Raw genomic sequence first — 25,630 nt, 5'->3', positions numbered from 1 at the left:
CTCAGCGCAGGGCGACGCTTTGGGCGCCGGGCTTGATGTGGATCGTGTCGGTGAAGCGGGCCGAGGAGTCGAGCGAACTGATGATCAGGCTGCTGGTGCGGGTGCAGTCTCGCTCGAACACCACACCCTTGAACAGCAGGCCCGGGGTGATGCCGCTGCCGGCGAAGACCACGTTCTCACCGGAGGCGAGCTCCTCGGCTTCGTACACCTTGTCGATGTCGGTGATGCCCATCGAGTTCAGCCGCTCGATGTTGCCTTCCTTGGTGTAGTCGGCCCACTCGCTGGTCTGGGCGATGGCGGGGTCGTAAACCAGCTGGCCCTGGAAATGGGCGCCGAGGCAGCGCAGGGCCGCCGCGGAGATCACACCTTCGGGGGCAGCTCCGATGCCCATCAGGCAGTGGGTGCCGGTGCCGGCGAAGCCACAGGCGATCGCGGCCTGCACGTCACCGTCGCTGATCGGCTTGACCCGGGCGCCGGTGGCGCGGATCTCGGCGATCAGGTCCTTGTGGCGGGCGCGGTCCATCACCACGATCGTCAGGTCGCTGGCGGGCATGCCCAGGCATTCGCTCAGAATGGCGATGTTCTCGGTCGCGCTCTTGCGGATGTCCACCTTGCCCTTGGCGGCCGGGGGTGCCGCCAGCTTCTTCATGTAGAAGTCGGGAGCGTTGAAGAGGCCGCCGCGGTCGGAGGCGGCGAGCACTGCCATCGAACCGTCCTGGGCATTGGCGCAGAGGTTGGTCCCTTCGCAGGGATCCACGGCGAAATCGACGCCGGGGCCGGTGCCGCTGCCCACTTCCTCGCCGATGTAGAGCATCGGCGCTTCATCTCTCTCTCCCTCGCCGATCACGATCCGGCCCTGCATGGCGATGGAGCCCATTCGGATGCGCATCGCTTCAACGGCGGCGGCATCAGCCTCATCCTTTTTGCCCAGCCCTGTGAGGTGGGCAGAGGCGATGGCGGCCTGCTCGACGACTTCGAGCAATTCCTGAATGAGGGTGCGATCCACGACGGTCCGGCAGGGGGAGAATGAAGGCGTCAGCAGAAAGACAGGCAGACCAGCTGCGGCAAGGTCTTTCCGACAAGAAGCGGGCGTCACTGTATCAGCGCCGTGCGAGACCCCCCTCCGTGCGTTCCTACAATCAGCGGGCTCCCTTTGCCCCCGGTGGCCCCAACCATGAGCACGAAGCCTCTGGTGATCGCCCCGTCGATCCTTTCCGCTGATTTTGCCCGCCTCGGTGATGAGGTCAGGGCCGTTGACGAGGCTGGAGCCGACTGGATCCATGTCGACGTCATGGATGGCCGTTTCGTTCCGAACATCACCATCGGCCCGCTGATCGTCGAGGCCCTGCGCCCCGTCACCAGCAAGCCCCTGGATGTCCACCTGATGATCGTGGAGCCGGAGCGCTATGTGGGCGATTTCGCCAAGGCCGGTGCCGACCACATCTACGTGCAGGTGGAAGCCTGCCCCCACCTGCACCGCAATCTCGGTCAGATCAAGGACCTCGGCAAGAAAGCCGGCGCGGTGCTCAACCCCGGCACTTCCCTGGACACCCTCGAGTACTGCCTCGAGCTCTGCGATCTGGTGTTGATCATGAGCGTCAACCCCGGTTTCGGCGGACAGAGCTTCATCCCCTCGGCCGTGGAAAAGGTCCGCCGCCTGCGCCGGATGTGTGACGAACGGGGACTGGATCCCTGGATCGAAGTGGATGGGGGCCTCAAGGCCAACAACACCTGGCAGGTGGTGGAAGCCGGCGCCAATGCCATCGTCGCTGGCTCGGCCGTGTTCAATGCCCCGGACTACCGCGCCGCGATCGAGGGCATTCGCCACAGCCGCCGGCCAGAGGCCGTGCTGGTCTGAGCGGGGGGACGGAACACGGCTGTTCGGCAAGTCTGTCGGGCGCTAGGCAAGGGGGATCGGTTTTGGGCTCGATTCCCCCGGCCCGGCGTCAGGCGCCCAGGAACCAGCCGTAGCTGTGCAGGCCGATGCCCAGCAGGTTCACGCCGATGTAGCAGACCACGATCACAACAAGGCCAGCCGCCGCCACCAGGGCGGGACGGCGACCCTGCCAGCCCCGGCTCAGGCGGCTGTGCAGATAGGCGGCGTAGACCAGCCAGCAGATCAAGGCCCAGGTTTCCTTGGGATCCCAGCTCCACCAGCTGCCCCAGGCTTCGTTGGCCCAGACCGCACCGCTCACCAGGCCCACCGAAAGAAGCAGGAAGCCCACGGTGATCGTGCGGTAGCTGAGGCTGTCGAGCTGCTCACTCACGCCGATCGACACGCTGCTCAGGCTCAGGTCGCCGGCTTCTCCAGCCAGCTGGGCCTGTCGGTAGCCGCCGCTGCCGATGGAGCTGCTGCGCAGTTGCAGGTCCTTGCCGCGATCGGTGAACAGCACAGCGACTGAGAGCAGCGATCCCACCAGGAGCGCGGCATAGCTCACCATGATCACGCTCACGTGCATCACCAGCCAGCTGGAGCGGAGGGCGGGGACCAAGGGTGAGGCCTCCTGCAGCCGATCGGGCAGGGCGAAGCTGGCGAAGGCCAGGCAGCCCAGGCCCATGGGTGTGGCCGCCGCAGATACCAGCGGACTGGGCCATGAGCGCTCCACCAGCAGCTGGGTGAGGGTGCAGGCCCAGGCCAGGAAGCAGAGGGATTCGTAGAGATTGCTGATCGGGAAATGGCCCGACTCCCACCAGCGCAGGGTCAGCTGGGCCGTGAGGCTGAGATTGGCGGCCGCCACCAACAGGCGCACGGGGCTGCTGGAGCGACCGCCGCTTAGGCCCCAGAAGGCAAGAGGCAGCGCCACCAGCAGCAGCGCGAAGGCCAGCAGGCCGAGGGAGAGAACCGGATCGTTCACAGAAGCACGCTCTTGGCGGGGCGGATCTGCGCACCAGTCTGCCTGCAGGCCTGGCTCAGCGGCTGGCCTGGCGTAACAGGAGCAGGCCCAGCAACAACCCGATCAGCACTGGCGACCAGGCCGCGAGCAGGGGGCCGAGCGTTCCCTTCACCCCCAGGGAGCTGAAGATGAAAGACATCAGATAGTAGGAAAAAATCAGCAGCACGCTGATGCCGAACCCCTGGCTGCGGCTGGTGCGTGCGTTGGGTCTGACCCCCAGGCTGCTGCCGATCAGTCCAAACACCAGGCAGATGGCCGGGAAGGCGAACTTCTCCTGGATGCGCACCCTCATCCGCCGCGCTTCCTTCTGATCCCCGGCTTCCCGCAGCAGAGTTTCAGCCCGCATCGCCTGCGATACCGACATGGCGGCCGCATCCTTGGGCAGTGCCGCCAGCTTGAGGGGCCCCTGGTCAAGTGGGTATAGATAGCGATCGAACTTGGCTGAAGTGGTGTTTTCACTGTCGCCGACAAGCACGATCTGCCCGTCGAGGAATTCCCACATTCCCGCCCCCTCGTTCCAGATGCCCTTTTTGGCCTTGAGGATCTGAGTTCCGCTGGGGCTGCTGAAATCAAGGACCGTGACTTCCTCCATCTCCCCATCCTTGAACTGTCGTGAGTAGAAGAGTTGGGAGAGATAGCGCTCGCTACCGCTTTCGTCCAGCTTGCTGGGGCGTCGGCTGAAGCGCGAATAGATGATGTTGCTTCCCTTCTCCGCCGCGATCGCCTTGCCCAGGGCCTGGTTCAAAGTGTTGGATGCTTCCAGGTTGGCGCTCGGAACGATCAGGTCGTTGAACATGAAGGTGAGCAGGCTCATCAGCACCGCCACGATCAATGCCGGCAACACCATGCGCCAGGTGCTCACCCCCACGCTGCGCAGGGCGATCAGTTCGCTGTTGCTGGAGAGGGTGCTGTACGCCAGCAGGGTGGCCATCAAGGTGGCCATTGGAAAAGAGAGCACCAGGAAGCCGGGCATCCGCAGGCCAAGCACCTGCAGGGCCGTGAGCAACGGCAGACCCGATTCAGCGACACGCCTCACCAGCTCGAAGACCACTCCCACCGAGAGCGACACCGCGGTGAAGGCGGCGACACCGAAGAGCAGTGGTCCCAGCAGCTCGCCCGTGAGCCAGCGATCCATCAGCGGCAACCGCTGCCAGGACAGCGTGACTGGCCGGAGCAGGCGTTGAACCACTGGCTTGGACTGGGCCTTGGTGGACGCGCTCACAATTGAAAACCCTCGCCCAGATAGTGACGCCGCACCAGGGGGTCGCTGGCCACCTCGGAGGAGGGGCCCGAGGCAAGAATGCTCCCCTCGGTGAGGATGTAGGCGCGATCAGTGATGGCCAGGGTCTCGCGCACGTTGTGGTCGGTGATCAGCAGGCCCATGCCCCGCAGGCGCAGGCTGCCGATCAGAGCCTGCAGATCAGCCACCGCCAGGGGATCAACGCCCGCGAAGGGTTCATCAAGCAACAGATAACGCGGCCCCTCGCGGCCCACAGCCAGAGCCCTGGCCACCTCGCAGCGCCGGCGCTCGCCACCTGAGAGCTGGTAGCCACGGCGGTGCTGGAACTTGCTGAGATGGAATTCCTCGATCAACTGCTCCAAGCGTTGGCGCCGCAGCCGCACCGGGGTGCCGCTCTGTTGCAGGGCCAGCTGGAGATTCTCACGAGCGGTGAGCTGCCGGAACACACTGGCTTCCTGGGGCAGATAGCCGATGCCCAGCCGTGCCCGCTTGGGCATCGGCAGTCCTTCAACCCGGTGTCCATCCAGAAGCACCTGACCCCTGTCGGGCCTGAGCAGGCCCGTCACCAGGTTGAAGGTGGTGGTCTTGCCTGCCCCGTTGGGCCCAAGCAGGCCCACCACCTCTCCGGGCTCGAGCTGCAGGCTCACCTCCTTCACCAGGGGCCGGCCGCCCAGGCTCAGGGCCACGCTCTCCAGGGAGAGACTCATCGAAGCGGCAGGGTGGGGGGTTGCTGCTGCGGTCCAGGCGACTGCTGGATCTGGGGTTTGGTCTGGATCAACAGCTTGCTGAAAACCTGTTGGCCTTCCAGTGGCTGGGCCAGGGCCCGCTCCTGCTCCACCAGATACGTCACCCGGTCGGCACGGAGCAGGTTGCCATCCTCCTGGATCACATCCACATCGCCAGTGAGCAGGATCATCCCCTCTCGGGTGAAGTACTGAGCCTGGCGAGAGGTGGCCACCACCCGGCGATCGGGGTAGACGATCCTGACGTTGCCAGTGGCGGTGATGATGCCTGTGACGTTGTCGGCCTGCTGGCGGTCGGATTCGATCGTGACCTGGCCGGTGGGTGCCGGGGCAGGCGCCGCCGGCACCTGATCAAGGGCCGGGCCGACCTGTCCCCCGGGCTGGGGCTGGATCGGCTGGGCGCGGCCGATCACCGCTGAACCCAGCACCAGAACGATGGCGCTCAGGGCCGTCAAAGCCAGCTTTGGACGTCGCCATCGCAGGGACTCAGACCACTGGATGGGATTCAGCTGGACAGGGCTCATCAGGAGAGTGCTCAGCCGGACAGTGATCAGCATCTCAACGGCAATGGGGGACGCGAACTCAGTTGAAGTGGGCAATCTACGGGCCGATGCCGGTAGCCCAGCGGCAGGGCGGACGCTCAAGGCTGCGGCCGCAGGCTGGGCAGGGGCAGTGCGGCCGGGTCACTGCCAGCCTGCAGACAGCGCAATCGAGCGGTGCTGGCCTCGCACAGGTGGTCGAGGTCGAGACCGAGGGCCTCAGAGCCGCTGCGGGCCAGACGGCCCAACCCTTCCCCCAGAAGCATCGTGGCGCCGCGCTGATTGCCGCGTTCGAGATGGAGATGGGCCACGGCGATCTGAAGGATGCCCTGGAGCACGGTCCGATCCGGCCCCAGGGTTTCATGCCAGAGCTCTTCAAGCACGTCGTGGCAGGCGTACCACTGACCGGCATTGAAGAGAACGACCGCCTGCCGGAAGCGGGGGTCGTCCTCCAGGGCCTCGCTCAACGCTTGGCGGGCTTTTTCGCAGGCAGTTTGCGCAGCCTGATCGATTCCGGCGTCACCTCGAGCATCTCATCAGGTCCGATGTATTCCAGGGCTCGCTCCAGGGTCATCTGGATCGGCGACTGCAGGGTGTCGAGCACCTCAGCACCAGCCGAGCGGATGTTGGTGACCTGCTTTGCCTTGCAAACGTTGAGTTCAAGGTCGGGCGGTCGGTTGTGCTCGCCGACGATCATGCCCTTGTATACCTTGGTGCCGGGAGTGATGAAGAACTGGCCACGGTCTTCGGCACCCTTGAGGGCATAGAAGGTGGCTGTGCCCTCCTCGAAGGCAATCAGGACCCCGTTGCGGCGAGCGTCGAAATCGCCCTGCATCGGGCGGTACTCAAAGAAGGAGTGGCTCATGATCCCCTCCCCCCGGGTGGCCCGCACGAACTCTCCACGGAAGCCGATCAGGCCCCGCGCCGGAACGACGAACTCCAGCTGGGTGCGGCCATCACTGCCGGTTTCCATGTTCTGCATCTCGCCCTTGCGCATCCCCAGCTTCTCGATGCAGCTGCCGACAGCATCTTCGGGGACATCCATCACCAGGGTTTCCACTGGTTCGCAGGGGGTGCCATCGATGGTGCGGAAGATCACCTGGGGCTGGGACACCTGAAATTCGAAGCCTTCCCGGCGCATGGTCTCGATCAGGATGCCGAGGTGGAGTTCACCACGGCCGCTGACGGCGAAGCGGTCTGGGGAATCGGTGTCCTCGACCCGCAGGGCCACGTTGGTGAGCAGCTCCTTCTGCAGGCGATCACGCAGCTGGCGACTGGTGACGAACTTGCCTTCCTTGCCGGCGAAGGGAGAATCGTTGACCACAAAGGTCATCTGGAGGGTGGGTTCATCCACCCGGATCAGCGGCAGGGCTTCGGGGTGATCGGGGCAGGCGATGGTCTCGCCGATGTTCACCTCATCGAAACCGGCCACTGCCACCAGGTCACCGGCGCGCGCCTCGGCGATCTCCACCCTGGCCAGACCTTCGAAGCCCAGCAACTTGCTGATGCGGCCACGCTTGATGCTGCCGTCGTCTCGAATCAGCGCCGCACTCTGGCCGGCCTTGATCGTGCCGTTGTGGATCCGGCCGATCATGATCCGGCCGAGGAAGTCCGAATAATCGAGGGTGGTTACCTGCAGCTGCAGCGGCTTCTCGGGATCCCCGACCGGTGGCGGCACATGGCGCAGGATGGCGTCGAAGAGCGGCTTCATCGTTTCACTCTCCGTGGCCATGTCGGGCTTGGCGTAACCGCCCATGCCGCTGCCGAAGAGGTAGGTGAAATCACACTGGTCGTCGTCGGCTCCCAGCTCCAGGAACAGGTCGAGCACCTTGTCCACGGCCTGCTCTGGGTCCACCCGTGCCCGGTCGATCTTGTTGACGAACACGATCGGGCGCAGACCCTGCTCGAGGGCTTTCTTGAGCACGAAACGGGTCTGGGGCATCGGCCCCTCGTTGGCGTCCACGATCAGCAGCGCCCCATCGACCATGCCCAGCACCCGCTCCACTTCTCCGCCGAAGTCAGCGTGGCCAGGGGTGTCGACGATGTTGATGCGGATGCCGGCGTAGTCGACGGCGGTGTTCTTGGAGAGAATCGTGATGCCGCGTTCGCGTTCCAGGTCGTTGGAGTCCATCACGCAGGTGGGCACGGCCTCCCCTTCGCGGAAGATGCCCGATTGCTGAAGCAGGGCATCCACCAGGGTGGTCTTGCCGTGGTCAACGTGGGCAATGATCGCGATGTTGCGGATCGGTGCGCTCTGATTGGCGCTCATACAGGATTCTCTCTCTTAATCTTGTCCGCAGCAACCGAAACCGGTTGCAACAATCCATCATCTTATCCCAGCACCTCCTTGAAGCCAAAGGCTCAACTGGTTCAACGGCCCAGCTGACGGGCCGGCTCGAACAGGCGCAAGGCCTCCAGCGATCCCTCGTAGCGCCAGTGCCAGGGCTCGTAGCTCACCCCCTGGCTGTTTCCCCTGGGAAAGGACAGCTGGTAGTGGAAGCGATTGGCATTGGCCTCAAGCCAGCGGAAGGCGGCGGTGCGATCGAACCCTTCGCTCAGATGGCTCTGGGGGGCGGCGCCGTCGCCCAGATCGACCGCATAGCCGGTGCTGTGCTCTGAAAACCCGGGCGGCGCACTCACCTCGGCACGTTCCTGGGCGCTTTGGTTCCGCTCGGCTTTGACATCAAAGAAGATGCCCTTCTGCAGTTCGATCGAGCGAAAGGCGCTGAGCAGCCGCAGGTCGACGCCCTCGGCGGTGGCGGCGCGCTGCATGGCCAGCAGGGCTCTGGCAGCCTCCGGTCTCAGCTTCAGGCCAGGGGCCACCGCTTCCAGGCTGCTGGCGGCCGCTTCTGGATAGGGAAAGTGACCCAGCAGGCGACCGTCGGGGCTCTGGCGCGCCTCCAGACCAGGCACCGGTGGTGGCGCCAGCCAGAGCCTCAGGGGCTGGAGGAAGAGCAGCACCCCGCCTGCCGTCAACATCAGCAGTACGACGGTCGTGGTGGCCACAGGCTTGAGCAGGCTCCTTCGGCCACGGGCCTCGGGCAGGGTGCGGCGCGCCACCGGCAGATCCTCGCGCTGTTCGCTGCGCTTCAGGCGCTGCGGCCTTCGCGGTGGCACGCAACCTCGTAACAAACTTCGTCACAATCGTAGATGTCAGCCCTGGCTTGATCAACATCACGCCGAGCGTGGGTGTTAGCTTCGCGCTCAAGGATCATTCCCGCGGAGCAGGTTTCAAGATGTTGCGAGTCGCAGTGGTGGGTGGCGGCCCGAGCGGTTCCTGCGCAGCCGAAGTGCTAGCGAAGGCAGGAATCGAAACCTGGCTCTTCGAGCGCAAGCTTGACAATGCCAAGCCCTGCGGTGGTGCGATTCCGCTCTGCATGGTCGATGAATTCGATCTTCCAGAGTCGATCATCGATCGCAAGGTTCGCAACATGCGCATGATTTCCCCCTCCAATCGTGAGGTGGATATCCATCTTGAAAACGAGGACGAATACATCGGCATGTGCCGCCGGGAAATCCTTGATGGTTTCCTGCGCAACCGTGCCGCCGAGCTCGGTGCCCATCTGGTCAATGGTCTGGTTCAGTCGATCGACACCGGCTCTGCCCGTCAGGGTCCTTACACCCTCCAGTACGCCGACTACTCCGGCGGTGGCCCTACCGGCGAGATCAAGAGCCTTGAGGTGGATCTGATCGTCGGTGCCGATGGTGCCAACAGCCGGGTGGCCAAGGCCATGGACGCTGGTGATTACAACGTGGCTATCGCTTTCCAGGAGCGCATACGCCTGCCCAAGGAGGAGATGAGCTACTACGAGGATCTGGCGGAAATGTATGTCGGCACCGATGTCTCCCCCGATTTCTATGCATGGGTCTTCCCCAAGTACGACCACGTGGCAGTGGGTACGGGAACGATGCAGAAGAATCAGGCTCTGATCAAAAGCCTGCAGAAGGGCATCCGTAAGCGGGCCAGTGCCCGTCTGCTGCACGGTGAAGTGATCAAGGTGGAGGCCCACCCGATTCCCGAGCATCCGCGGCCCCGTCGTGTCGTGGGCCGCATGGCCTTGGTGGGAGATGCCGCCGGCTACGTCACCAAGAGTTCAGGTGAAGGGATCTACTTCGCCGCCAAGAGCGGCCGTATGTGTGCTGAGCAGATCGTTGCTGCCAGTGCCTCCGGAGCCAAGATTCCCAGCGAAGCTGACCTTAAGGTCTACATACGTAAGTGGGACAAGCAGTACGGCGCCACCTACAAGGTGCTGGAAATCCTTCAGAACATCTTTTATCGCAACGATGCGGCCCGCGAAGCCTTCGTCGAGATGTGTGACGACAAGGACGTGCAACGGCTCACCTTCGACAGCTATCTCTACAAGCGGGTGGTCATGATGAACCCCTGGCAGCAGATCAAGCTCACCCTGCTCACCCTCGGTGCCGTGCTGCGCGGCAATGCCCTGGCCCCTCAGTCGTATAAGCCTGTGCCCAGCGTGGTGCGCAGCCCCGAAGAAATGGAAGCCTGGCTGGCCAGCCTGGCCCAGGAATCAGAGCAGCAGCAGGGAGTGGGCCAAGCCAGGCGCAAGCCTTTGGCCAGGCCCGTGGTCGCCGACCCTCAGGTCAGTGAGGAGCGGGAGCCCGCGCTGACGGCCAAGAGCTGAGCAGCTGAGGCTGTCCAACCTCAGCTGCTCAGCTTGCTGAAATCGGCCAGTGCGCTGGCCTGGTTGCGCAGTACCGCCAGCATGTTCAGGCGGTTGCGGCGCACTGCCAGGTCGTCGCACATAACCATCACACTGCTGGCGCCATCGAAGAAGGCAGAGAGAGCCTCAGACCCCTCCGCCAGCTTGTTGGCCAGCAGGCGGTATCGGGTTTCCCCGTCGTCAACAGCCAGGATCGGCACCAGCTCCATCAGCACCTGCAACATGCCCTTTTCGCTGGGGGAGCTGAACAGCCCAGGATCCACCACCTCTCCTGGGCTGAACATGCCGGTCGGCAGATCCCCTTTCACCGCCAGCCGCGCCGCCCGCTGAACAACGGCCTGTACAGGTGCCAGCTGGCCGTCCATGCGGAGCTGGGCCAGCAGGGCCAGGCGCTTGCGTGCGTCGATCGGATCACCCAGCAGTCGCTCGGCTGGCACCCCATTCCCGGCCACGGCCTGGACCAGGTCTGTGTCGAAGCCTTCTTCATCGAACAGGGAGACCATGCGCAGGCGCAGGGCTTCCACCAGCTCGCGGGCGAGTGAGGGGGCCTCGAGCTGCAGATCGGGCAACAGCTGGGCCCAGCGGGCGCTGGCCTGCTTCAGCAGGTTGATCAGATCCAGCGACCAGCCTCGCTCCCAAAGTATTTGCAGTACGCCGTTGCCGGCCCGGCGCAGGGCATAGGGATCTGACGATCCGCTTGGCCGCTCTCCCTTGGCATAGATGCTCAGCAGCAGCTCCAGGCGCTCAGCCAGGGCCACCACCGCCCCGGCATCGGAGCTGGGTGGCAGATCTCCGGCTCCCCGCGGCAGGTAGTGCTCCAGCACAGCCAGGGCCGTGGCCCTGGATTCCCCCTCCGCCAGGGCGTACTTGGCTCCCATCACCCCCTGCAGTTCGGGGAATTCCCCCACCATCTGACTGACCAGATCGTGCTTGCACAGATGCGCGGCCCGCAAGGCCGCCTCCTGATGTTCCGGTGTCAGTGAGAGTTGCTGCAGCAGCAGATCGCTCAGCCAGTACAGGCGATCACTGCGATCGAGCAAGCTGCCCAGCCCTTCGGCGAAGGTTACACTCCCGAGCCGCTCCCGCCGTTCCTCGCAGCTGATGGCGCGGTCGGCCTGGAGAAAGAACTCCGCATCGGCCAGACGGGCCTTGAGCACCCGCTCATTGCCACGCCGCACCGTGGCGACTGCTTCCGGCAAGCCGTTGCCCACACAGATGAATCTGGGCAGCAGGCTGGCCTGGGCCGACAGGGCCAGGGGATCCGCCGCCGCTTCCAGGCGGCGCAGGGGCACGTAGCGCTGGTGGCTGCGCATCACCGTGCTCAGCACCTCCGGCGGCAGGTCGAGGAAACGCTTCTCCACGGAACCCTCGATCAGGCTGGGACTTTCCACCAGATCCACCAGTTCCTCGAAAAGTTCTTCGGGGAAATCAGGCCGTGCCTGGGCGGCGCTGGCAGCCGCGAGCACCTGCTGGCGGATCCAGATGGCCCGCTGCTGGCGTTCCACCAGCACACCGGCTTCAGCCAGCAGCTCGCTGTGAAGGCTGGCGTCGGGGATGGTGAGGGTGTCCTCCGACAACCGGTGGCCACGGCTGATCCGGCCGCTGCTTATCAAGGGATCACTGCCCTCCAGCACCACGGGAATCACCTGCTGATCAAGCAGGGCCACCAGCCAGCGAATCGGGCGGCTGAAACGCAGCTCCCCCTCGCCCCAGCGCATGAAGCGTCTCCCCTGCAGGGCGGTGATCCAGGCCGGGATGCGCTCCGCCAGCACCTCTTCGCTGGGTCGGCCCGGCTGCAGGATGCGGGCGAAAACGAAGGGGCCCTTGGGGGTGTCCCTCAGCTCAAGGCTGGCTGGATCGACGCCACAGCGGTTGGCGAACCCGATGGCGGCCGGCCCCGGTTGCCCGTCGATGAATGCCTGTGCCCCCGGGGGGCCCTTGCGTTCCTCAGCCAGGTCCTGCTGGCGCAGGGGCAGATCGGCGACGCGCACCACCAGACGCCGCGGTGTGCCGGTGGCCTCCACCAGGCCATGGGGCAGGCGCTGGGCGGCCAGGTCGTGTCGCACCTGCTGTTCCAGTTGCGGCAGGGCCAGGCGCGCGAAATCGGCCGGCAGTTCTTCGGTTCCGATTTCAAGCAGGAACGTGGCCACTCGCACAGCTCAGCAGCCTGTGACTGTATTGAAAGCCCGTCAGCCTCACCCTGCTTCGCTACCTTCGAATGACGCTGGTGCCTCTGCCGTGACTCTCACCCCCGAACGTCAAGTCAAGTCGTCGGGATCCGGCCGCACCAAGGTTGAAACCGACGCTGCGGATGCAGCCTCTCGATCCTCTCCGGCCACCAACGGCAGTGCAATCAAGCCCCCCAGCAAATTCGAGAGGCTGAAGGCAGCCAGCGATTACCTCAAGGAGCCACTGGCCACCGAACTGGAGAACGACAAGCCCTTCTTCACCGATGGGGCCGTTCAGATCCTCAAGTTCCATGGCAGTTACCAGCAGGACAACCGCGACAACCGCCAGAAGGGCCAGGAGAAGGACTGGCAGATGATGCTGCGCCTGCGCAGCCCGGCTGGCCGCATTCCGGTGCCCCTGTATCTGGCCATGGACGATCTCGCCGATCGGCTCGGCAATGGCACCCTGCGCGTCACCACCCGCCAGGCCTTCCAGATGCATGGCATCGCCAAGGCCGACATCCGTGAGGTGATCGGCACGATCGTGCGCTCGATGGGCTCCACCCTCGCCGCCTGTGGTGACATCAACCGCAACGTGATGGCCCCGGCCGCACCCTTCGAGAAGGGGGGCTATCCCGCCGCCAGGCGTCTGGCCGATGAGATCGCCGACCTGATCGCCCCTCTGGCGGCTGAGGGGTCGTATCTGGATCTCTGGGTGGATGGCGACCACAGCTACCGCTTCAAGCCCGCAGCAGCAGTGAAGCGCGCGCGTCAGCGGCAGCTGCAGGGGGCTGGATTCAGCGGAGACCCCAACGAGCCGCTCTACGGAGGCTCCTATCTTCCCCGCAAGTTCAAGGTGGCCGTCACCGTGCCGGGCGACAACTCTGTTGATCTGCTCACCCAGGACATTGGCCTGGTGGCCTTCACCGACCCCTCCGGCCGTCTGCGTGGCTGCAACGTCTATGTGGGCGGTGGTATGGGCCGTACCCACAACAAGGACGAAACCTTCGCTCGCACAGCCGATCCCCTCGGCTACGTGGAGGCTGAGCATGTGCTTGATCTGGTGCAGGCAATCGTGGCCCTCCAGCGCGACTACGGCGACCGGGAGCAGCGGCGCCATGCCCGCATGAAATATCTGATCCAGGACCGCGGGGTCGACTGGTTCCGCCAGGAGCTCGGCCGTTACCTGGAGGCGCCGATCAAGCCCCTGCGGGCAGAACCTAAGCCTCGCCTGGACGACTATCTGGGTTGGCACCGCCAGAACCTTGGGCTCTGGTTCGTAGGGCTCCCCCTGCTCTGTGGCCGGCTCGAGGGTGAGCGCAAGCGCGGCCTGCGGCGCCTGGTCGAGACCTACCAGCTGGAGGTGCGGCTCACCCCCAACCAGGACCTGCTGCTCTGCTCGATCGGGACCTCTCAGCGCAGCAGTGTGAAGCAGGCCCTGGCGGCACTCGGCTTCGCGACGCCGGAAGCACCGTCTTTGCTGGCGCGCCATGCCATCGCCTGCCCGGCCCTGCCCACCTGCGGTCTGGCGATCACCGAATCGGAGCGAATTCTGCCGGCGGTGCTCGAGCGCCTGGAGGCCCTGCTGGTACGGCTCGGCATCGAGCGGCCGCTGCTGGTGAGGATGACTGGTTGCCCGAATGGCTGCGCCAGGCCTTACATGGCCGAAGTGGGACTGGTGGGCAGCGGCGTGGAGCAGTACCAGCTCTGGCTGGGCGGCACCCCCAACCTCACCCAGCTGGCGGCTCCGTACCTGGAGCGCATGCCCCTTGTGGATCTGGAGACCACCCTGGAGCCCCTGCTGCTGAGCTGGAAGAGCAATGGCGGGCGCCGGAGTTTCGGCCAGTTCGTCTCCAGCCTTGGCGCTGAGCGGATTCAGGCGCTGCTCCCTTCCGAGAGCTGATGACGGCTCCTGTGCGGTCCTGTCTTGCCAGCCTGCTGCTGGGCTCCGCCAGCCTGGCCATGGTGGCGCTCAGCCCCTGGGGATCCCCACTGGGGGCCCGCACGATGGCGCCACCCCCGAAGACGCCAGTCAAGATCTATCAGCCCGATGGCGACACCTGCCGGGCGGAGCACCTGCTCAAGGCTTACCGGAACCAGCTGCTGCAATTCGCGGATCAACCCCCGCAGGTGCTGCAACGTCTGCGTCAGATGCAGCTGGAACTGGGCGAGGCCAGCTTGAAGCGCTGCGCCAACGAGAACAGGATCAGCCGGGAGGAAGCCGATCGCATCTGGCGGGAGCTGCAGCGTCAGCCCCTGCCCGGATCCCAGCCGCCATAGATCGCGGCCGCCGCTCCCTGCCGCCAGGCCCAGAGCTGGTCGCCGTGGCTGAAGTGCCACCACTCGTTGGGGTGCTGGGCGAATCCGGCTGCTGCCATCACCTCGCGCAACAGGCCGCGCCGCCGGTGCCACTCCAGCTCGAGCGCCCTTGACACCCCGCCGCCATCCAGGCGTTGCGATCTCCGCGCCGGGTCGTAGTGATCGGGCTCCGAGACAGCTCCGATCGCATCGATCTCCCCGCCCAGATCAAGCGGTTCGCCCCATGAGGTCGCCAGGGTGAGATCCACCGCTCCGCCGGTGCTGTGGGGCGGCGGTGTCGCCGGATCCAGGCTGGGGGGGGCCCAGAAGCGGCCCACCTCCGCCGTCACCGCCTCCAGCTCGGGCCCGCTCTGCCGGGGGTCCACTCCCAGCCGGCGGCATTCGCTGGCGATCGTGTGCTCCACCATGAACTGCTGCACCCGCACGGGCCTCCAGCCATCGAAGATCGCCAGGCACCAATCACCGTGCCCGCGCTTCAGCTCGCCCTGGGCCACCAGCAGGCGTTCCACCACACCGCTGCGCAGCTGGAAGGGGCTGCAGCCGGCGCCGTAGGGCGCCCCCAGCGACGTGTAGGGGTGGGGCTCAAGGCGCAGCAGCTGCCTCGGCAGGGGGATCAGCGGTTCGGCTGTGTCCTGGATGGGAATCGGGCTCCAGGGTCTGGGCAGGCTGGGGCTCACGCGCGGGGAAGACGGAGGGTTCAATTCAAGCTGCCGGCCTCCACCTGCCGCTGCCGCTGCTCGAGCAGTGCCTGGCGCAGGCCCGGATGGCTCTCCAGCTCGGGATCGTGCTCAAGCAGCCGCCTTGCCAGCGCCCGGGCCTGCTCCAGCACCTCCCCGTCGTCGCTGAGGCTTGCCAGGGCCAGGTCGGGCAGGCCCGACTGGCGGGTTCCCAGCACCTGCCCTGGCCCCCGCAGCTGCAGATCCATCTCGGCGATCTCGAAGCCATCGCTGGAGCGCACCAGCAGCTCCAGCCGCTGCTGGGCCTGCCCGGCCCTGCCATCGTTGATCAGCAGGCAATGGGAGGCAGCCGCTCCACGCCCCACCCGGCCCCGCAGCTGATGCAACTGCGCCAGCCCGAAACGCTCGGCGTGCTCGATCACCATCACGCTGGCCTCCGGCACGTCGACGCCCACCTCCACCACCGTGGTGGACACCAGCACATCGCAGCAGCCGCTGGCGAAGGCATTGATCGCTTCCTGCTTGCGGGGGCTCGGCATCCGCCCGTGCAGCAGGCCCACGCGCAGGTCCGGGAACACCTCCTGCTGCAATTGCTGGTGGACGGCCACCGCCGAGCGCAGGTCAAGGTTCTCCGACTCCTCCACCAGGGGGAGCACCACATAGGCCCGCTGGCCCCGGGCCACCTCCTCGCGGATCAGCTCGTAGGCCTCCTGACGCTGGCCGCCGCGCAGCAGGCGGGTGCGGATAGGAGTGCGCCCCGGTGGCAGGCCGTCGATCTGACTCACCTCCAGGTCGCCGTGCACCGAGAGGGCCAGGGTGCGCGGAATCGGGGTGGCGGTCATGGTCAGCAGGTGGGGCTGCAGGCCCTTGCCCATCAGTCGGTCACGCTGGCGCACGCCGAAGCGGTGCTGCTCATCCACCACCACCAGCCCCAGGCGGGCGAAGGCCACCGGATCCTCCAGCAGGGCATGGGTGCCTACCAGGAGCTGCAGCTGGCCGTTGGCCAGGTCCTGGAGCAGCTGGCGCCGCCGCCCCGCCGGGGTGGATCCCGTCAGCAGGGCCGTGCTCACGTGTAGCTGGCTGAGCCACTCCCCCATTTTGCGCGCATGCTGCTCGGCCAGCACCTCCGTGGGGGCCATCAGGGCCCCCTGGCAGCCGGCTTCGATGGCCACCAGCAGGGCCGCGATCGCCACCACGGTCTTGCCGCTGCCCACATCTCCCTGCAGCAGGCGGGCCATCGGCTGCTCCTGCTCCAGATCGGCCTGAATGTCGGCCAGCACCCGCCGTTGGGCCTCGGTGAGCTGGAAGGGCAGCAACTCCAGAAAGGAGGCCATCAGGTTGTTCTGCCCCTTCGGCAGTCGCAGGGGCCGTGCCGGCCGCCGCGCCAGCTGCCCTCGCCTCTGCAGCAGGCTGAGCTGGAGCAGCAGGAATTCATCGAAGACCAGCCGGTGGCGACTGGCCCTGAGGTCGTCGTGATCGGCGGGATCGTGCAGCCCTCGCCAGGCGGTGGATCGATCCAGCAGGCCCTCCTGCCGCCGCAGGGCAGCCGGCAGGGGATCGCTCCAGTGGTCTGCGGCGCTCAGCACGGTCTGGATGGCCTGGCGCAGACGTTCGGCGCCGAGACCTTCGGTGAGGGCATAGACCGGCACCAGTCGTCCGATCTGGCGCGAGCGCACCTGGGTCCCGGGGGAGTCGAGCACCTCCAGCAGGGGATCCTGCAGGGTGGGGCCGTAGGGGGTCTGGCGCACCAGGCCACTGGCGGCCACGCTGCACCCTGGCGGGAACTGGCGTTGCTGGGCCTTGAGCCAACCTGGTGAGCTGAAGCGTTTGCCGGCGAAGAACTTGCTGAGCCGCAGCCGTCCGGTGATGTCGCGGAGCTGAAGTTCCAGGATCACCAGCCGGGGGTTGCGCGGGCTGGCGAAGGCATGGGAGCGCTGCACCGTGGCCACGATCGTGGCTGTGCTGCCAGGCACCAGTTCCTGGATGCGCACCAGATTGGCGTAATCGAGGTAGTCGCGCGGATAGTGACGCAGCAGGTCGCGAGCCAGCAGCAACCCCAACCCCGCCAGCCGCGTGGCGGTTTTCGGTCCGATTCCCGGCACCTCGGCCAGGGGAGTGTCGGGTTGGATGGGGCTTGCCGTTCTGTGGGCTCCCGAACGAGCGCCACCGGGGGCCGGCGCCTGGGGAGCCAGCTTCAGCCTCGGAGGACCGGGCGGCCGGGGTGGATCCAGGCTCTGGCGCAGGCTGTGCAGTCGCTCCCGGCATCGCCGCAGCAACGATTGGCGATGGGCCAGCGGCAACGCGTCGTAGCAGGCGAAAAGCTCGGCCAGGGCGATCAGTGCTGGCTCCGCCTCCGGCACCCGGCGGATCAGCTCCTCCGGGGGTTGGCGGCACTGGCGCTCCAGAAAGAGGCTGAACCGTTCTCGGCGGCCCTGCAGGTTCTCGAACCCACGGTCCACCTCCAGCTGCAACGCCTGCTGCAGGGTGGTGATCCAGCGCCCATGGTTCAGGCTGGGCTCTCGGGGGTGGATTGGCTGTCCTGCATCCACTGTTCTTCCGCTTCAAGGGCCCGGGCCCGCCGCTGCCAGTGGCGGTACTGCTGAGCCATTTTGCGTACGCTGGCGCGGCGCTGCTCCAGGCGCCTGCGGCAGGTGCGCAGACGGGGCTGTTCGTACTCGAGGTCGCTGGTGCGCAGCAGCACCCCCAGGGCCTGCACCTGGATGGGCATGTCGGGGCTGCTGAAGGGCAATTGAATCTTCAGCAGGTTGGCCGGGGCTGGCAGGGCTTCCAGGTCTCCCTGCAGCACAGCATCGAGCAGGTTCAGTGGCAGCAGGCTGCGGGTGAGCCCCAGCTTGATCAGATCCAGATTGATGGCGTGGGAGAGGTTGCGCAGACGCCGCTGCAGTGCCTGGTCAAGCGCCTTCCACCACTCCAGCAGCTCCTCCGGCTGCTGGGGCACCAGGCCCTGATTCCGATCGGCGTCATTCGACCTCTGCGGTTGCGGTCTGGTTGAAGTGTCTGGACGCGGCTGATCAGGATCCTGAACCTGGGAGCGGCGTTCCGGGGGCACGGCCATCACCAGCAGGGCCCGCAGGATGTCAGTGGGATCGTCGGCCTCAGCTTCAGCAGTAACAGCCTCCTCGGCTTCAAACGGCTCCAGTCCCTCCAATCCCTCCAGTCCAGCCAGTCCTTCCAGGCCTGAGCCCTCCAGGTCGTCGTCCTCTTCTGCCTCGTCGTCTCCCCCCTCAATGTCGAAGTCTTCGTCAAGGCGGTCCTCCCCTTCGCCCTCGTCGTGGCGCTTTTCGCCAGCGATCTGTTTCGATGTGGGCTCCACGAGGCCTGCTAGGCCGGCTAAGGCAGGGATGCCACCGGAGAACAGCTCGGCGGAGAGAGGCAGGTTCAGATCCAGCCGGATCGAGCCCTCAGCTTCCTCACGCTCGTCCCAGTCACCCTCTGATTGGCCCTCGTCAGCTCCGGCGGACATCTGTGCCAGGGCCCGGGCCAGGCGCCGTTGATGCTGCTGACCCTGGCGCCTCTGTTCATTCTGGACCTGGCGCGCCAGGACCAGCAGCTGCTCCAGGGTCAGCAGGCAGCCGCAACGCTGCACCAGTTGCTCGAGACGCCGGGGCAGCTCCTGGCGCTGGCGATCGTTCAGTTGCTGATAACGCTCGGGTACCACCTGGGTGGCCACATGGAAGACGGCCTGCTGAACGGCCTCAAGCAGACCGTCGCGCAACACCTGCAGGTAGAGGGCCAGGTCGTGATACAGATCCCGATGACCCTCCCCCAGACGCCGGCGGATCCGCTCCAGGTGCCCGTGGGCTTCTGACAACGCGCTGGCGCTGGTCTCCAATCGGCTGAAGCGGGGGGACGGAAGGGGGACGCCAGGGGCGCTGAGCTCAGGCCGCCTTGCCGGTGATGGCGGCCACCTCGGCGGCGAAGTCGGCCTGCTCCACCTCGATGCCCTCACCGAGGGTGTATCGGGTGAAGCGACGCACCTGAATGTTCTCGCCGATCTTGCCGGCCACCTGCTTGACCAGTTCAGCCACGGTGATCGAGCTGTCCTTGATGAAAGGCTGCTCCAGCAGAGCGAGTTCCTTGAGGCGTTTGCCGATGCGACCCTCGACGATTTTCTCCTTCATCTTGTCGGGTTTGCCAGCCAGGTCGTCACGACCCATCTCGATCTGCTTCTCGCGATCGGCGATCGAGGCGGGAATCTCCTCGGTGCTGACGTATTCGACGTTGGGGCAGGCGGCGATCTGCATCGCCACATTGCGCAACAGCTCCTGGAAGATCTCACCGCGGGCGACGAAGTCGGTTTCGCAGTTCACTTCCACCAGCACGCCAACCCTTGCACCGGTATGGATGTAACTGCCGATGGCGCCTTCAGCAGCCGTGCGGCCGGCTTTCTTCTCGGCGGTGGCAATTCCCTTCTGGCGCAGCCACTCGGCGGCCTTGCCCATGTCGCCGGCGGATTCCCCGAGCGCCTTTTTGCAATCCATCATGCCGGCGCCTGTTTTCTCGCGCAGTTCCTTGACGAGCTTCGCTGAGATCTCAGCCATGGGAGGAGTTAGGAAAGGGGAAGGGTTGGGGGGGAGTGATTCAGGGGTTCCAGACAGCTTGGAACCCCAGCGCAAACTCAGGCCAGGGCCTGAGTTCAGGGTCTCGACTGGCTTCAGGCCTCGTCTTCGTCGGCGCGTTGCTCCTGACTGCCGTGGCGACCTTCGTTGATCGCGTCGGCGAGCCTGCCAAGCACCAACTGGACGGAGCGAACTGCGTCGTCGTTGCAGGGAATGGGCACGTCAGCCAGGTCAGGGTCGCAATTGGTGTCGAGCATCGACACCAGGGGGATGTCGAGCTTGCGGCACTCGAGCACGGCGTTGTTCTCCCGGCGCTGGTCAACTAGTACCACCACATCGGGCAGACGGCGCATCGACTTGAGGCCTCCGAGGTACTTCTGCAGCCGCTCCAGCTCCCGGCGCAGCACGGCAGCTTCCTTCTTCGGTCGCATGGCGATGGCGCCGGAGCTCTCCATTCGCTCGAGATCCTTGAGGCGGTCGATGCGGGCACGCATCGTGCTCCAGTTGGTGAGCATGCCGCCCAGCCAGCGCTGGTTCACATAGGCGGCTCCGCAGCGGGTGGCCTCGATGGCGATCACCTCGGAGGCCTGTTTCTTGGTGCCAACGAAGAGAAAACGCTTGCCACTGCGGGAGGCATTGCGAGTCCACTTGTAGGCGTTGTTCATGCAGACGGCGGTCTGCACTAGATCGATGATATGAACCCCATTGCGCGCGCAGTAGATGTAGCGCGACATCTTGGGATTCCAGCGACGCGTCTGGTGCCCGAAGTGGGCCCCAGCCTCCATCATCTCGGAGAGGGTGACAACAGCCATGGTTGGGAAGGGTTTCGGGTTCGCCTCCACCTGCCAGGGATCAGACGTGATGACCCTGAAAGGGACCACCGGTGCCGACTGAGCACCCGAAACGGACAGGTGTGCGGTTTATTAAGGACAATCCAAGCTACCAAACGGTCAGCGAAGGCCCTCGGCGCGGGCTTCGCGGAACAGGGCGCGCACTCCCAGGCGGTTGAGCGGCAAACGCAGCAGCTCCATGGCAAGAGCGTTCTGGCCATGACGGATCAGCCAGGCCAGCAGCGGCCGGAGCGTGCGCTCGTTCACCAGACCCCCGACTGTGAGCAGCTCCCAGAGCAGGCGGTGCCACCAGGTGAACTGAATGATGAAGCGCACTCGCCGGGTGGGGTGCTTCCGGTAGAACACCAGCCCCATGCGGGCCCGCTCCTGCTCGATCCGCACCAGGTCCGGCAGTTGCTCCAGGCTCAGGGCGGGATGCCAGTGGTACCCCACTGCCGCCGGACAGCGCACCAACTCCACCCCCAGGCGGCGCAGCCGTTCCCCCAGCTCCAGGTCCTCCCAGCCGTAGAGGCGGAAGCCGGTGTCGAACAGGCCGGAGCGTTCCAGCAGCTGGCGATCGATCGCCACGTTGCCGGTGGCGAAGTAGGCCCAGGAGTGATCGCTCAGCTTGTGAGGTTCGCTGGTGGGGTCCTCGAAATTGGCCGTGTTGATCACAGCCCCGTAGGTGAAACAGAGCCGGTTGCCGCTGCTTTGCCAGCGGGCTGCCAAGGACCGGGCATGCTCCAGCAGAAAAGTGCCGGTGACCACCAGATCGCTGTCGATGAAGACGATCACATCACCGCGGGCGTGGTCAACGCCGCGGTTGCGGCCTTCGGCGGGTCCGCCATGGTCCTGCTCGATCAGGCGCACATGGGGGAACCGCCCCGCCTCCTGCCGCAGCCACTCCGCGGTGCCGTCTGTGGAGCCGTCATCGACCACAACCACTTCGTAGCCCTCGAGGGGAGGCTCCAGCTGCTGATCCTCCAGCGCCAGCAGTGCCTTCTCCAGGATCGGCCGGCGGTTGTAGGTGGGGATGACGACGCTGGGGAACATGGCTTGGCTGCGGGAGCTGGTGAGCGCACCGGCTCCTGGCTCAGTCGGCGGCGCCGCCGTTGTTGGCGGTACCGGTGACGCCGTTGCCGGCCCCTTCACCACGGCCGTCGTTGCGGAGCTTGCGCTTCTTGAACTTGCGGGCGTAGGAGCGGTTGCGCTCCTGCTTTTCTTTCTTGAGGTTCCTGCGTTTCGCCATGAACTGCTTCGGGCTCGTTGGGATGATCTTCCACCCTACCAACCTTGACCCTTAGGCCCTCAGGCCGCAGGTTCCGGCTCAGGCACCCGGGCGGCCATCAGGCGGCCGTCCTCCATCTGCACAAGCCGGTCGGCCACATCAAGGATGCGGGGGTCGTGGGTCACCATCAGCACCGCGCAGTGCTGCTCCCGAGCGAGGCGCTTGAGCAGATCCACCACCTCGCGGCCGCTCTGCTTGTCGAGCGCAGCGGTGGGTTCATCGGCCAGCAGCAGGCGGGGGTGGGCCGCCAGGGCCCGGGCGATAGCCACCCGTTGCTTCTGGCCTCCGGAGAGCCCGTGGGGCAATTTGTCGAGATGGTCGCCGAGGCCGACAGCCCGCAGCCACTCGCGCGCCTGATCGCGCCGGGCCCGGTAGCTGAGGTTGGGCAGGAGGTCGGAGCCCATCTGCACGTTCTGCTCGGCGCTGAGGCAGCGCAGCAGGTTGTGTCCCTGAAAGATCATGCCGATGCGCCGCCGCAGTTGCTGACGCTGCTTCCTGCTGGAGTCGTTCAGGTGCTGGCCCAGCACCCGCACCTGGCCCTGCTGTACCTGGCGCAGGGCTCCCACGAGGGTGAGCAGGGTGGTCTTGCCGCAACCCGAGGGGCCAGTGAGCAGCACCACCTCCCCGGGCTGGATGGTCAGGCTCACCTGCTGGAGAACCTGGCGGCGCATCTCGCCGGCTCCATACCAGTGGCAGAGACCTTCCACCTCGACCATCGGCGGCGGGGAACCAGCCGGGGCAGAGTGGGCTTGAAGGGACGAGGGGGAGGTTGTCATGGCGGCACGGCTGGGGCAGCGTTCAGAAGATCTCGGCGGGGTCGGCATCCCCGAGACGGCGCATCGCCATGCCGGCCGAACCCATGCACATCACCAGGATCAGACTGAACACCAGGACGGCCCGGGGCATGTCCATGTACACCGGGAGCCTGGTCGCTGATCGCACCAGCGCGTAAAGGCCCTGGCCGGCTGCGTAGGCCGGCAGGTAGCCGAGCAGTGCCAGCAGCAATCCCTCCCGGGCCACGACCCCCAGCAGGGTGGAGAGGCGGTACCCCATCGCCATCAAAGTGGCGTATTCCGGCAGGTGATCACTCACATCGCTGTAGAGGATCTGGTAAACGATCACGCAGCCGACAATGAAGCCCATGGCGGCACCGAGGGTGAAGATGAAGCCGATGGCCGTGCTGCTGCGCCAGTAGTCCTTCTCGAAGTCCATGAAGCCCTGTTTGGTGAATACATTCACGTCCTTGGGCAGGGAGTCCTTGAGGCGCTTCATCACCAAGGCGGGATCCGCCCCCGGTCGCAGGCGGATGAGGCCCACTTCGATGCTGCCGGTGGGCGTGTTTGGAAGCAGTTGCAGGTAGGTCTCGCTGCTGGTGAGGATGTTGCCGTCGGCCCCGAACGACACCCCTAGTGCCACCAGGCCGCCGACACGCACTCGCTTGCCACCGATTTCGCTCTCCACCGTTCGGCCCGCCCGGAACCATTCCGCCACCGGACCGAACTCGGGCCGGGAGAGTTCATCGAAGAGCACCCGGCCCCGCTGGTTGAGCACCCTGGCCTTGGGAGTTAAGCCGGGGTCTGTGAACAGGGGATCCCCAGGCTCGAAGCCCAGGGCCAGGATCGAACGGGTGCTGAGATCTTTGGGATTCCGCCAGATCACCAGATTCCAGTGCACCGGCGTGATGCCGGCCACGTCGGGATCGGCCAGGGTCTGGACCAGACGCCGGCGGGGAAAGCCGGCCATGCTCACCGAACTGCTGGAGCGGGGGCTGAGCAGCACCAGGTCGGCGTCGAACAGCTTGTGCACCGTGACGCTGGCGTCGAACAGCCCGTCACGGAAGCCGAACTGCATGAACATCAGGATCCCGGCGAAACTGATGCCCGCCAGGGCCACCGCCAGCCGGGCCGGTTGCCGGGTGAGCAGCAGCCAGGCCAGGGGAATCCGGCGTTGGCTCCAGATCGCCGCCAGACCGGGCCAAGCTCTCATGGCTCGAAGCGAATCACGGTCTTGAGTCCGGCGCGAGTGCTGATCCGGGGGATGTCGGCCGGATCCAGGGCGAGCCGCACTTCCACAATGCGGGCATCGGCATCACCGGTGGGGTCGGTGGAGAGCACATCACGCTGGCGCACCTGGGGGCTGATCCTGATCACCCGACCGTTGAGGGTGCCGCTGAAGCCCCCGTTCTCGCTGGTGACACTGGCCCGCTGGCCCAGTCGCAGGCGGTTGATGTCGCTCTCGTACACCTCGGCGAGCACCTCCATCTGGTCGCTGGCACCCAGCTCGAGGATTCCGTCATCGCCGGGGCGCTCGCCCACCCGCGATATCAGCTTCAGCACGGTGCCGCTGAACGGAGCCCGCAACTCCGTGTTCACCAGATCGGCCTCTGTCTTGACCAGTTCGTCCTGGGCTTCGCGCAGATTGCCCTTGAGCTCCACCAGGGTGAGTTCGCGGCTTTCGAGGTCGGCGGCAGGGGTGGCACCAGCTTTGGCCAGTTGGCGGTAGCGGGAGATTTCCCTCCCCAGCAGGGTCACCTGGTCGGTGAGGTTGGCGATGCGGCTCTGGAGCAGCCGCCGCTGGGCCTGAAGGGCGGGACCGGTGTCGAAGGTCGCCAGCAACTGGCCCGCCTGCACCCGCTGACCCTCCTCCACCAACAGCTCGGTGATCCGGGGGCTGCCACCGATGCCGGTGATCGGTGCGGCCAGCTTGCGGATGTCACCGGCGGGCTCAAGGCGTCCCAGGGCCGAGACCGCTTCCAGCGTCCTGGGTTGGGCAACGGTCTGGGGCTCGGCCTCCGGTTTGGCGCCCTGCTGGCTACGGCTGATCAGGGTGATCGTCCCGGCTACAACCAGCAGGGCAGCGGCGCCGATCAGCACAGTTCGCAGCGGCAGGCCGCTCATGCGGGCGAGGGGGGATCGTCGAACAGGAGCTTCTCGATGTAGCGATCCGCCCAGCTCGGATTGAACGCCTTCTCCAGCACGCGGCGGGTTTTGTCGTTCCGTTTCTGCTGCTGGCAATACGAGAGTTGGCCGTGATACCGGAAAACCGTAGCGGGGTCGTCGACAGCCTGCTCCGGCGTGCTGGCCACTGCCTTGGCCATCACCGCCAGCAGCCCGGCCACCTCCTCCAGGAACCAGCCTTCCTCCTCATCGGTCACCGGCCGCACGAAGCGCACGAAGGGGGAGAAGATCGTCCCCCAGGCCGGCAGCTCCCGCGGCTGGCTGTAAGGGCGCCGCGGCAGGGCGGCCAGATCGGAAGCGATCCCGGCCGCCAGCACCCCTCCCGTGGGGGAAAGATCAGCGATGGCGGCCGAAACTCCAGCAGGTCCTGCCACGATGTCGGCGCCGAAGACGGGCAGGTCGTAGCGGGGATCCGGGAAGAACACGCAGTGCAGGATCTGCAGACCTGCGCCCAGCCGGGCGGTTTCCAGATGGAGTTTGCGCAGGCCGCGGCAGCGGCGCAGCTCGTTGTGAATGAACAGCTTTTCGCCGTCGAGGCTGCCGCTGATCGCCTCGAGATCCTGGTCGATGGCCAGGGGAGCAAGCCCCGGCAGGGTTCTCCAGCTGCTGCGGATCGTTTCGGCCAGGGCATCCACGAGGGGATGCAGGCCAGAGGCGGCGGGGCGCTGGTCGGGGCTGGGGGCGGGGACGGTTGAGGTCACGGGGGCAGCCTC

24 protein-coding genes are annotated in these 25,630 nt (G+C 66.0%); 4 read left to right on the top strand and 20 right to left on the bottom strand.

Annotated features, from left to right (window positions below; translation table 11 throughout):
• Position 1: 1 nt before the first annotated feature.
• Positions 2-1,006 (bottom strand): class II fructose-bisphosphatase, encoded by a 1,005-nt coding sequence (glpX, locus tag KBY77_RS02480; RefSeq protein ID WP_255101998.1) that lies wholly within the window; start codon positions 1,004-1,006, stop codon positions 2-4.
• Positions 1,007-1,174: 168 nt separating this feature from the next.
• On the opposite strand from glpX, the gene rpe reads away from it, so the two are divergent.
• Positions 1,175-1,858, top strand: coding sequence for a ribulose-phosphate 3-epimerase (gene rpe, locus KBY77_RS02475; RefSeq protein ID WP_255101997.1), 684 nt, complete (start codon positions 1,175-1,177; stop codon positions 1,856-1,858).
• An 88-nt stretch (positions 1,859-1,946) separates the two neighbouring features.
• Here rpe and ccsB read toward each other — a convergent pair whose 3' ends face one another.
• From ccsB to KBY77_RS02440, 7 genes are all read right to left on the bottom strand, one after another.
• Positions 1,947-2,855 (bottom strand): c-type cytochrome biogenesis protein CcsB, encoded by a 909-nt coding sequence (ccsB, locus tag KBY77_RS02470; protein ID WP_255101996.1) that lies wholly within the window; start codon positions 2,853-2,855, stop codon positions 1,947-1,949.
• Between the two features lie 55 nt (positions 2,856-2,910).
• On the bottom strand, positions 2,911-4,116 hold the full coding sequence (locus KBY77_RS02465) for an LptF/LptG family permease (RefSeq protein ID WP_255101995.1): 1,206 nt from the start codon (positions 4,114-4,116) through the stop codon (positions 2,911-2,913).
• Complete coding sequence (gene lptB, locus KBY77_RS02460; protein ID WP_255101994.1) at positions 4,113-4,841, bottom strand: LPS export ABC transporter ATP-binding protein; 729 nt, start codon at positions 4,839-4,841, stop codon at positions 4,113-4,115. Before lptB ends, KBY77_RS02465 begins: the two co-directional genes overlap by 4 nt.
• Complete coding sequence (locus KBY77_RS02455; protein ID WP_399212045.1) at positions 4,838-5,401, bottom strand: LPS-assembly protein LptD; 564 nt, start codon at positions 5,399-5,401, stop codon at positions 4,838-4,840. The genes lptB and KBY77_RS02455 overlap by 4 nt, the downstream gene beginning before the upstream one ends.
• 116 nt (positions 5,402-5,517) lie before the next feature.
• The gene (locus tag KBY77_RS02450) at positions 5,518-5,883 is read right to left on the bottom strand and encodes a DUF309 domain-containing protein (protein WP_255101993.1); all 366 of its coding nucleotides are present in this window, start codon (positions 5,881-5,883) and stop codon (positions 5,518-5,520) included.
• Positions 5,880-7,685: a translational GTPase TypA gene (typA, locus tag KBY77_RS02445; protein WP_255101992.1), complete on the bottom strand. Its 1,806-nt coding sequence runs from the start codon at positions 7,683-7,685 to the stop codon at positions 5,880-5,882. The genes KBY77_RS02450 and typA overlap by 4 nt, the downstream gene beginning before the upstream one ends.
• Before the next feature lie 101 nt (positions 7,686-7,786).
• Positions 7,787-8,533: a M15 family metallopeptidase gene (locus tag KBY77_RS02440; RefSeq protein ID WP_255101991.1), complete on the bottom strand. Its 747-nt coding sequence runs from the start codon at positions 8,531-8,533 to the stop codon at positions 7,787-7,789.
• Positions 8,534-8,652: 119 nt separating this feature from the next.
• On the opposite strand from KBY77_RS02440, the gene chlP reads away from it, so the two are divergent.
• Positions 8,653-10,059, top strand: coding sequence for a geranylgeranyl reductase (gene chlP, locus KBY77_RS02435; RefSeq protein ID WP_255101990.1), 1,407 nt, complete (start codon positions 8,653-8,655; stop codon positions 10,057-10,059).
• A 20-nt stretch (positions 10,060-10,079) separates the two neighbouring features.
• Here the strand turns inward: chlP and glyS are convergent, their stop codons facing one another.
• Positions 10,080-12,248, bottom strand: a complete 2,169-nt coding sequence (glyS, locus tag KBY77_RS02430; RefSeq protein ID WP_255101989.1) for a glycine--tRNA ligase subunit beta — start codon at positions 12,246-12,248, stop codon at positions 10,080-10,082.
• Between the two features lie 88 nt (positions 12,249-12,336).
• On the opposite strand from glyS, the gene sir reads away from it, so the two are divergent.
• Positions 12,337-14,169: a sulfite reductase, ferredoxin dependent gene (gene sir, locus KBY77_RS02425; protein WP_399212042.1), complete on the top strand. Its 1,833-nt coding sequence runs from the start codon at positions 12,337-12,339 to the stop codon at positions 14,167-14,169.
• Positions 14,169-14,546: a hypothetical protein gene (locus KBY77_RS02420; protein ID WP_255101988.1), complete on the top strand. Its 378-nt coding sequence runs from the start codon at positions 14,169-14,171 to the stop codon at positions 14,544-14,546. The genes sir and KBY77_RS02420 overlap by 1 nt, the downstream gene beginning before the upstream one ends.
• Here KBY77_RS02420 and KBY77_RS02415 read toward each other — a convergent pair.
• From KBY77_RS02415 to KBY77_RS02365, 11 genes are all read right to left on the bottom strand, one after another.
• The gene (locus tag KBY77_RS02415; RefSeq protein ID WP_255101987.1) at positions 14,516-15,262 is read right to left on the bottom strand and encodes a M15 family metallopeptidase; all 747 of its coding nucleotides are present in this window, start codon (positions 15,260-15,262) and stop codon (positions 14,516-14,518) included. The genes KBY77_RS02420 and KBY77_RS02415 overlap by 31 nt on opposite strands.
• Positions 15,263-15,282: 20 nt before the next feature.
• On the bottom strand, positions 15,283-17,811 hold the full coding sequence (recG, locus tag KBY77_RS02410) for an ATP-dependent DNA helicase RecG (protein WP_255101986.1): 2,529 nt from the start codon (positions 17,809-17,811) through the stop codon (positions 15,283-15,285).
• Positions 17,769-19,094 (bottom strand): hypothetical protein, encoded by a 1,326-nt coding sequence (locus tag KBY77_RS02405; protein WP_255101985.1) that lies wholly within the window; start codon positions 19,092-19,094, stop codon positions 17,769-17,771. Before KBY77_RS02405 ends, recG begins: the two co-directional genes overlap by 43 nt.
• Positions 19,095-19,161: 67 nt before the next feature.
• The gene (gene tsf, locus KBY77_RS02400; RefSeq protein WP_094554036.1) at positions 19,162-19,824 is read right to left on the bottom strand and encodes a translation elongation factor Ts; all 663 of its coding nucleotides are present in this window, start codon (positions 19,822-19,824) and stop codon (positions 19,162-19,164) included.
• A 113-nt stretch (positions 19,825-19,937) separates the two neighbouring features.
• Positions 19,938-20,654: a 30S ribosomal protein S2 gene (gene rpsB, locus KBY77_RS02395; RefSeq protein WP_255101984.1), complete on the bottom strand. Its 717-nt coding sequence runs from the start codon at positions 20,652-20,654 to the stop codon at positions 19,938-19,940.
• 138 nt (positions 20,655-20,792) lie between these two features.
• The gene (locus KBY77_RS02390; protein WP_255101983.1) at positions 20,793-21,725 is read right to left on the bottom strand and encodes a glycosyltransferase family 2 protein; all 933 of its coding nucleotides are present in this window, start codon (positions 21,723-21,725) and stop codon (positions 20,793-20,795) included.
• A 40-nt stretch (positions 21,726-21,765) separates the two neighbouring features.
• Positions 21,766-21,921 (bottom strand): hypothetical protein, encoded by a 156-nt coding sequence (locus KBY77_RS02385; protein ID WP_011129965.1) that lies wholly within the window; start codon positions 21,919-21,921, stop codon positions 21,766-21,768.
• A gap of 59 nt (positions 21,922-21,980) precedes the next feature.
• Positions 21,981-22,676: a DevA family ABC transporter ATP-binding protein gene (locus KBY77_RS02380; RefSeq protein ID WP_094554034.1), complete on the bottom strand. Its 696-nt coding sequence runs from the start codon at positions 22,674-22,676 to the stop codon at positions 21,981-21,983.
• 82 nt (positions 22,677-22,758) lie between these two features.
• Positions 22,759-23,946, bottom strand: a complete 1,188-nt coding sequence (gene devC / locus KBY77_RS02375; protein ID WP_255101982.1) for an ABC transporter permease DevC — start codon at positions 23,944-23,946, stop codon at positions 22,759-22,761.
• Complete coding sequence (locus KBY77_RS02370) at positions 23,943-24,857, bottom strand: HlyD family efflux transporter periplasmic adaptor subunit (RefSeq protein ID WP_255101981.1); 915 nt, start codon at positions 24,855-24,857, stop codon at positions 23,943-23,945. Before KBY77_RS02370 ends, devC begins: the two co-directional genes overlap by 4 nt.
• Positions 24,854-25,618: a phycocyanobilin:ferredoxin oxidoreductase gene (locus tag KBY77_RS02365; RefSeq protein ID WP_255101980.1), complete on the bottom strand. Its 765-nt coding sequence runs from the start codon at positions 25,616-25,618 to the stop codon at positions 24,854-24,856. The genes KBY77_RS02370 and KBY77_RS02365 overlap by 4 nt, the downstream gene beginning before the upstream one ends.
• Between the last annotated feature and the right edge of the window lie 12 nt (positions 25,619-25,630).

Source organism: Synechococcus sp. Cruz-7E5 (genome assembly GCF_024345995.1).
Classification (GTDB): domain Bacteria; phylum Cyanobacteriota; class Cyanobacteriia; order PCC-6307; family Cyanobiaceae; genus Regnicoccus_A.
The sequence above is the reverse complement of the archived record's forward strand: the minus strand, read 5'-3'. Positions and strand labels throughout refer to the sequence as shown.

What these genes read in the sequence shown, in the direction of transcription:
- rpe (WP_255101997.1), top strand. Translation starts at nt 1,175, where the DNA reads ATGAGCACGAAGCCTCTGGTGATCGCCCCGTCGATCCTTTCCGCTGAT.
- lptB (WP_255101994.1), bottom strand. Translation starts at nt 4,841, where the DNA reads ATGAGTCTCTCCCTGGAGAGCGTGGCCCTGAGCCTGGGCGGCCGGCCC.
- KBY77_RS02455 (WP_399212045.1), bottom strand. Translation starts at nt 5,401, where the DNA reads ATGAGCCCTGTCCAGCTGAATCCCATCCAGTGGTCTGAGTCCCTGCGA.
- typA (WP_255101992.1), bottom strand. Translation starts at nt 7,685, where the DNA reads ATGAGCGCCAATCAGAGCGCACCGATCCGCAACATCGCGATCATTGCC.
- chlP (WP_255101990.1), top strand. Translation starts at nt 8,653, where the DNA reads ATGTTGCGAGTCGCAGTGGTGGGTGGCGGCCCGAGCGGTTCCTGCGCA.
- KBY77_RS02420 (WP_255101988.1), top strand. Translation starts at nt 14,169, where the DNA reads ATGACGGCTCCTGTGCGGTCCTGTCTTGCCAGCCTGCTGCTGGGCTCC.
- tsf (WP_094554036.1), bottom strand. Translation starts at nt 19,824, where the DNA reads ATGGCTGAGATCTCAGCGAAGCTCGTCAAGGAACTGCGCGAGAAAACA.
- rpsB (WP_255101984.1), bottom strand. Translation starts at nt 20,654, where the DNA reads ATGGCTGTTGTCACCCTCTCCGAGATGATGGAGGCTGGGGCCCACTTC.
- KBY77_RS02390 (WP_255101983.1), bottom strand. Translation starts at nt 21,725, where the DNA reads ATGTTCCCCAGCGTCGTCATCCCCACCTACAACCGCCGGCCGATCCTG.
- KBY77_RS02385 (WP_011129965.1), bottom strand. Translation starts at nt 21,921, where the DNA reads ATGGCGAAACGCAGGAACCTCAAGAAAGAAAAGCAGGAGCGCAACCGC.
- KBY77_RS02380 (WP_094554034.1), bottom strand. Translation starts at nt 22,676, where the DNA reads ATGGTCGAGGTGGAAGGTCTCTGCCACTGGTATGGAGCCGGCGAGATG.
- devC (WP_255101982.1), bottom strand. Translation starts at nt 23,946, where the DNA reads ATGAGAGCTTGGCCCGGTCTGGCGGCGATCTGGAGCCAACGCCGGATT.
- KBY77_RS02370 (WP_255101981.1), bottom strand. Translation starts at nt 24,857, where the DNA reads ATGAGCGGCCTGCCGCTGCGAACTGTGCTGATCGGCGCCGCTGCCCTG.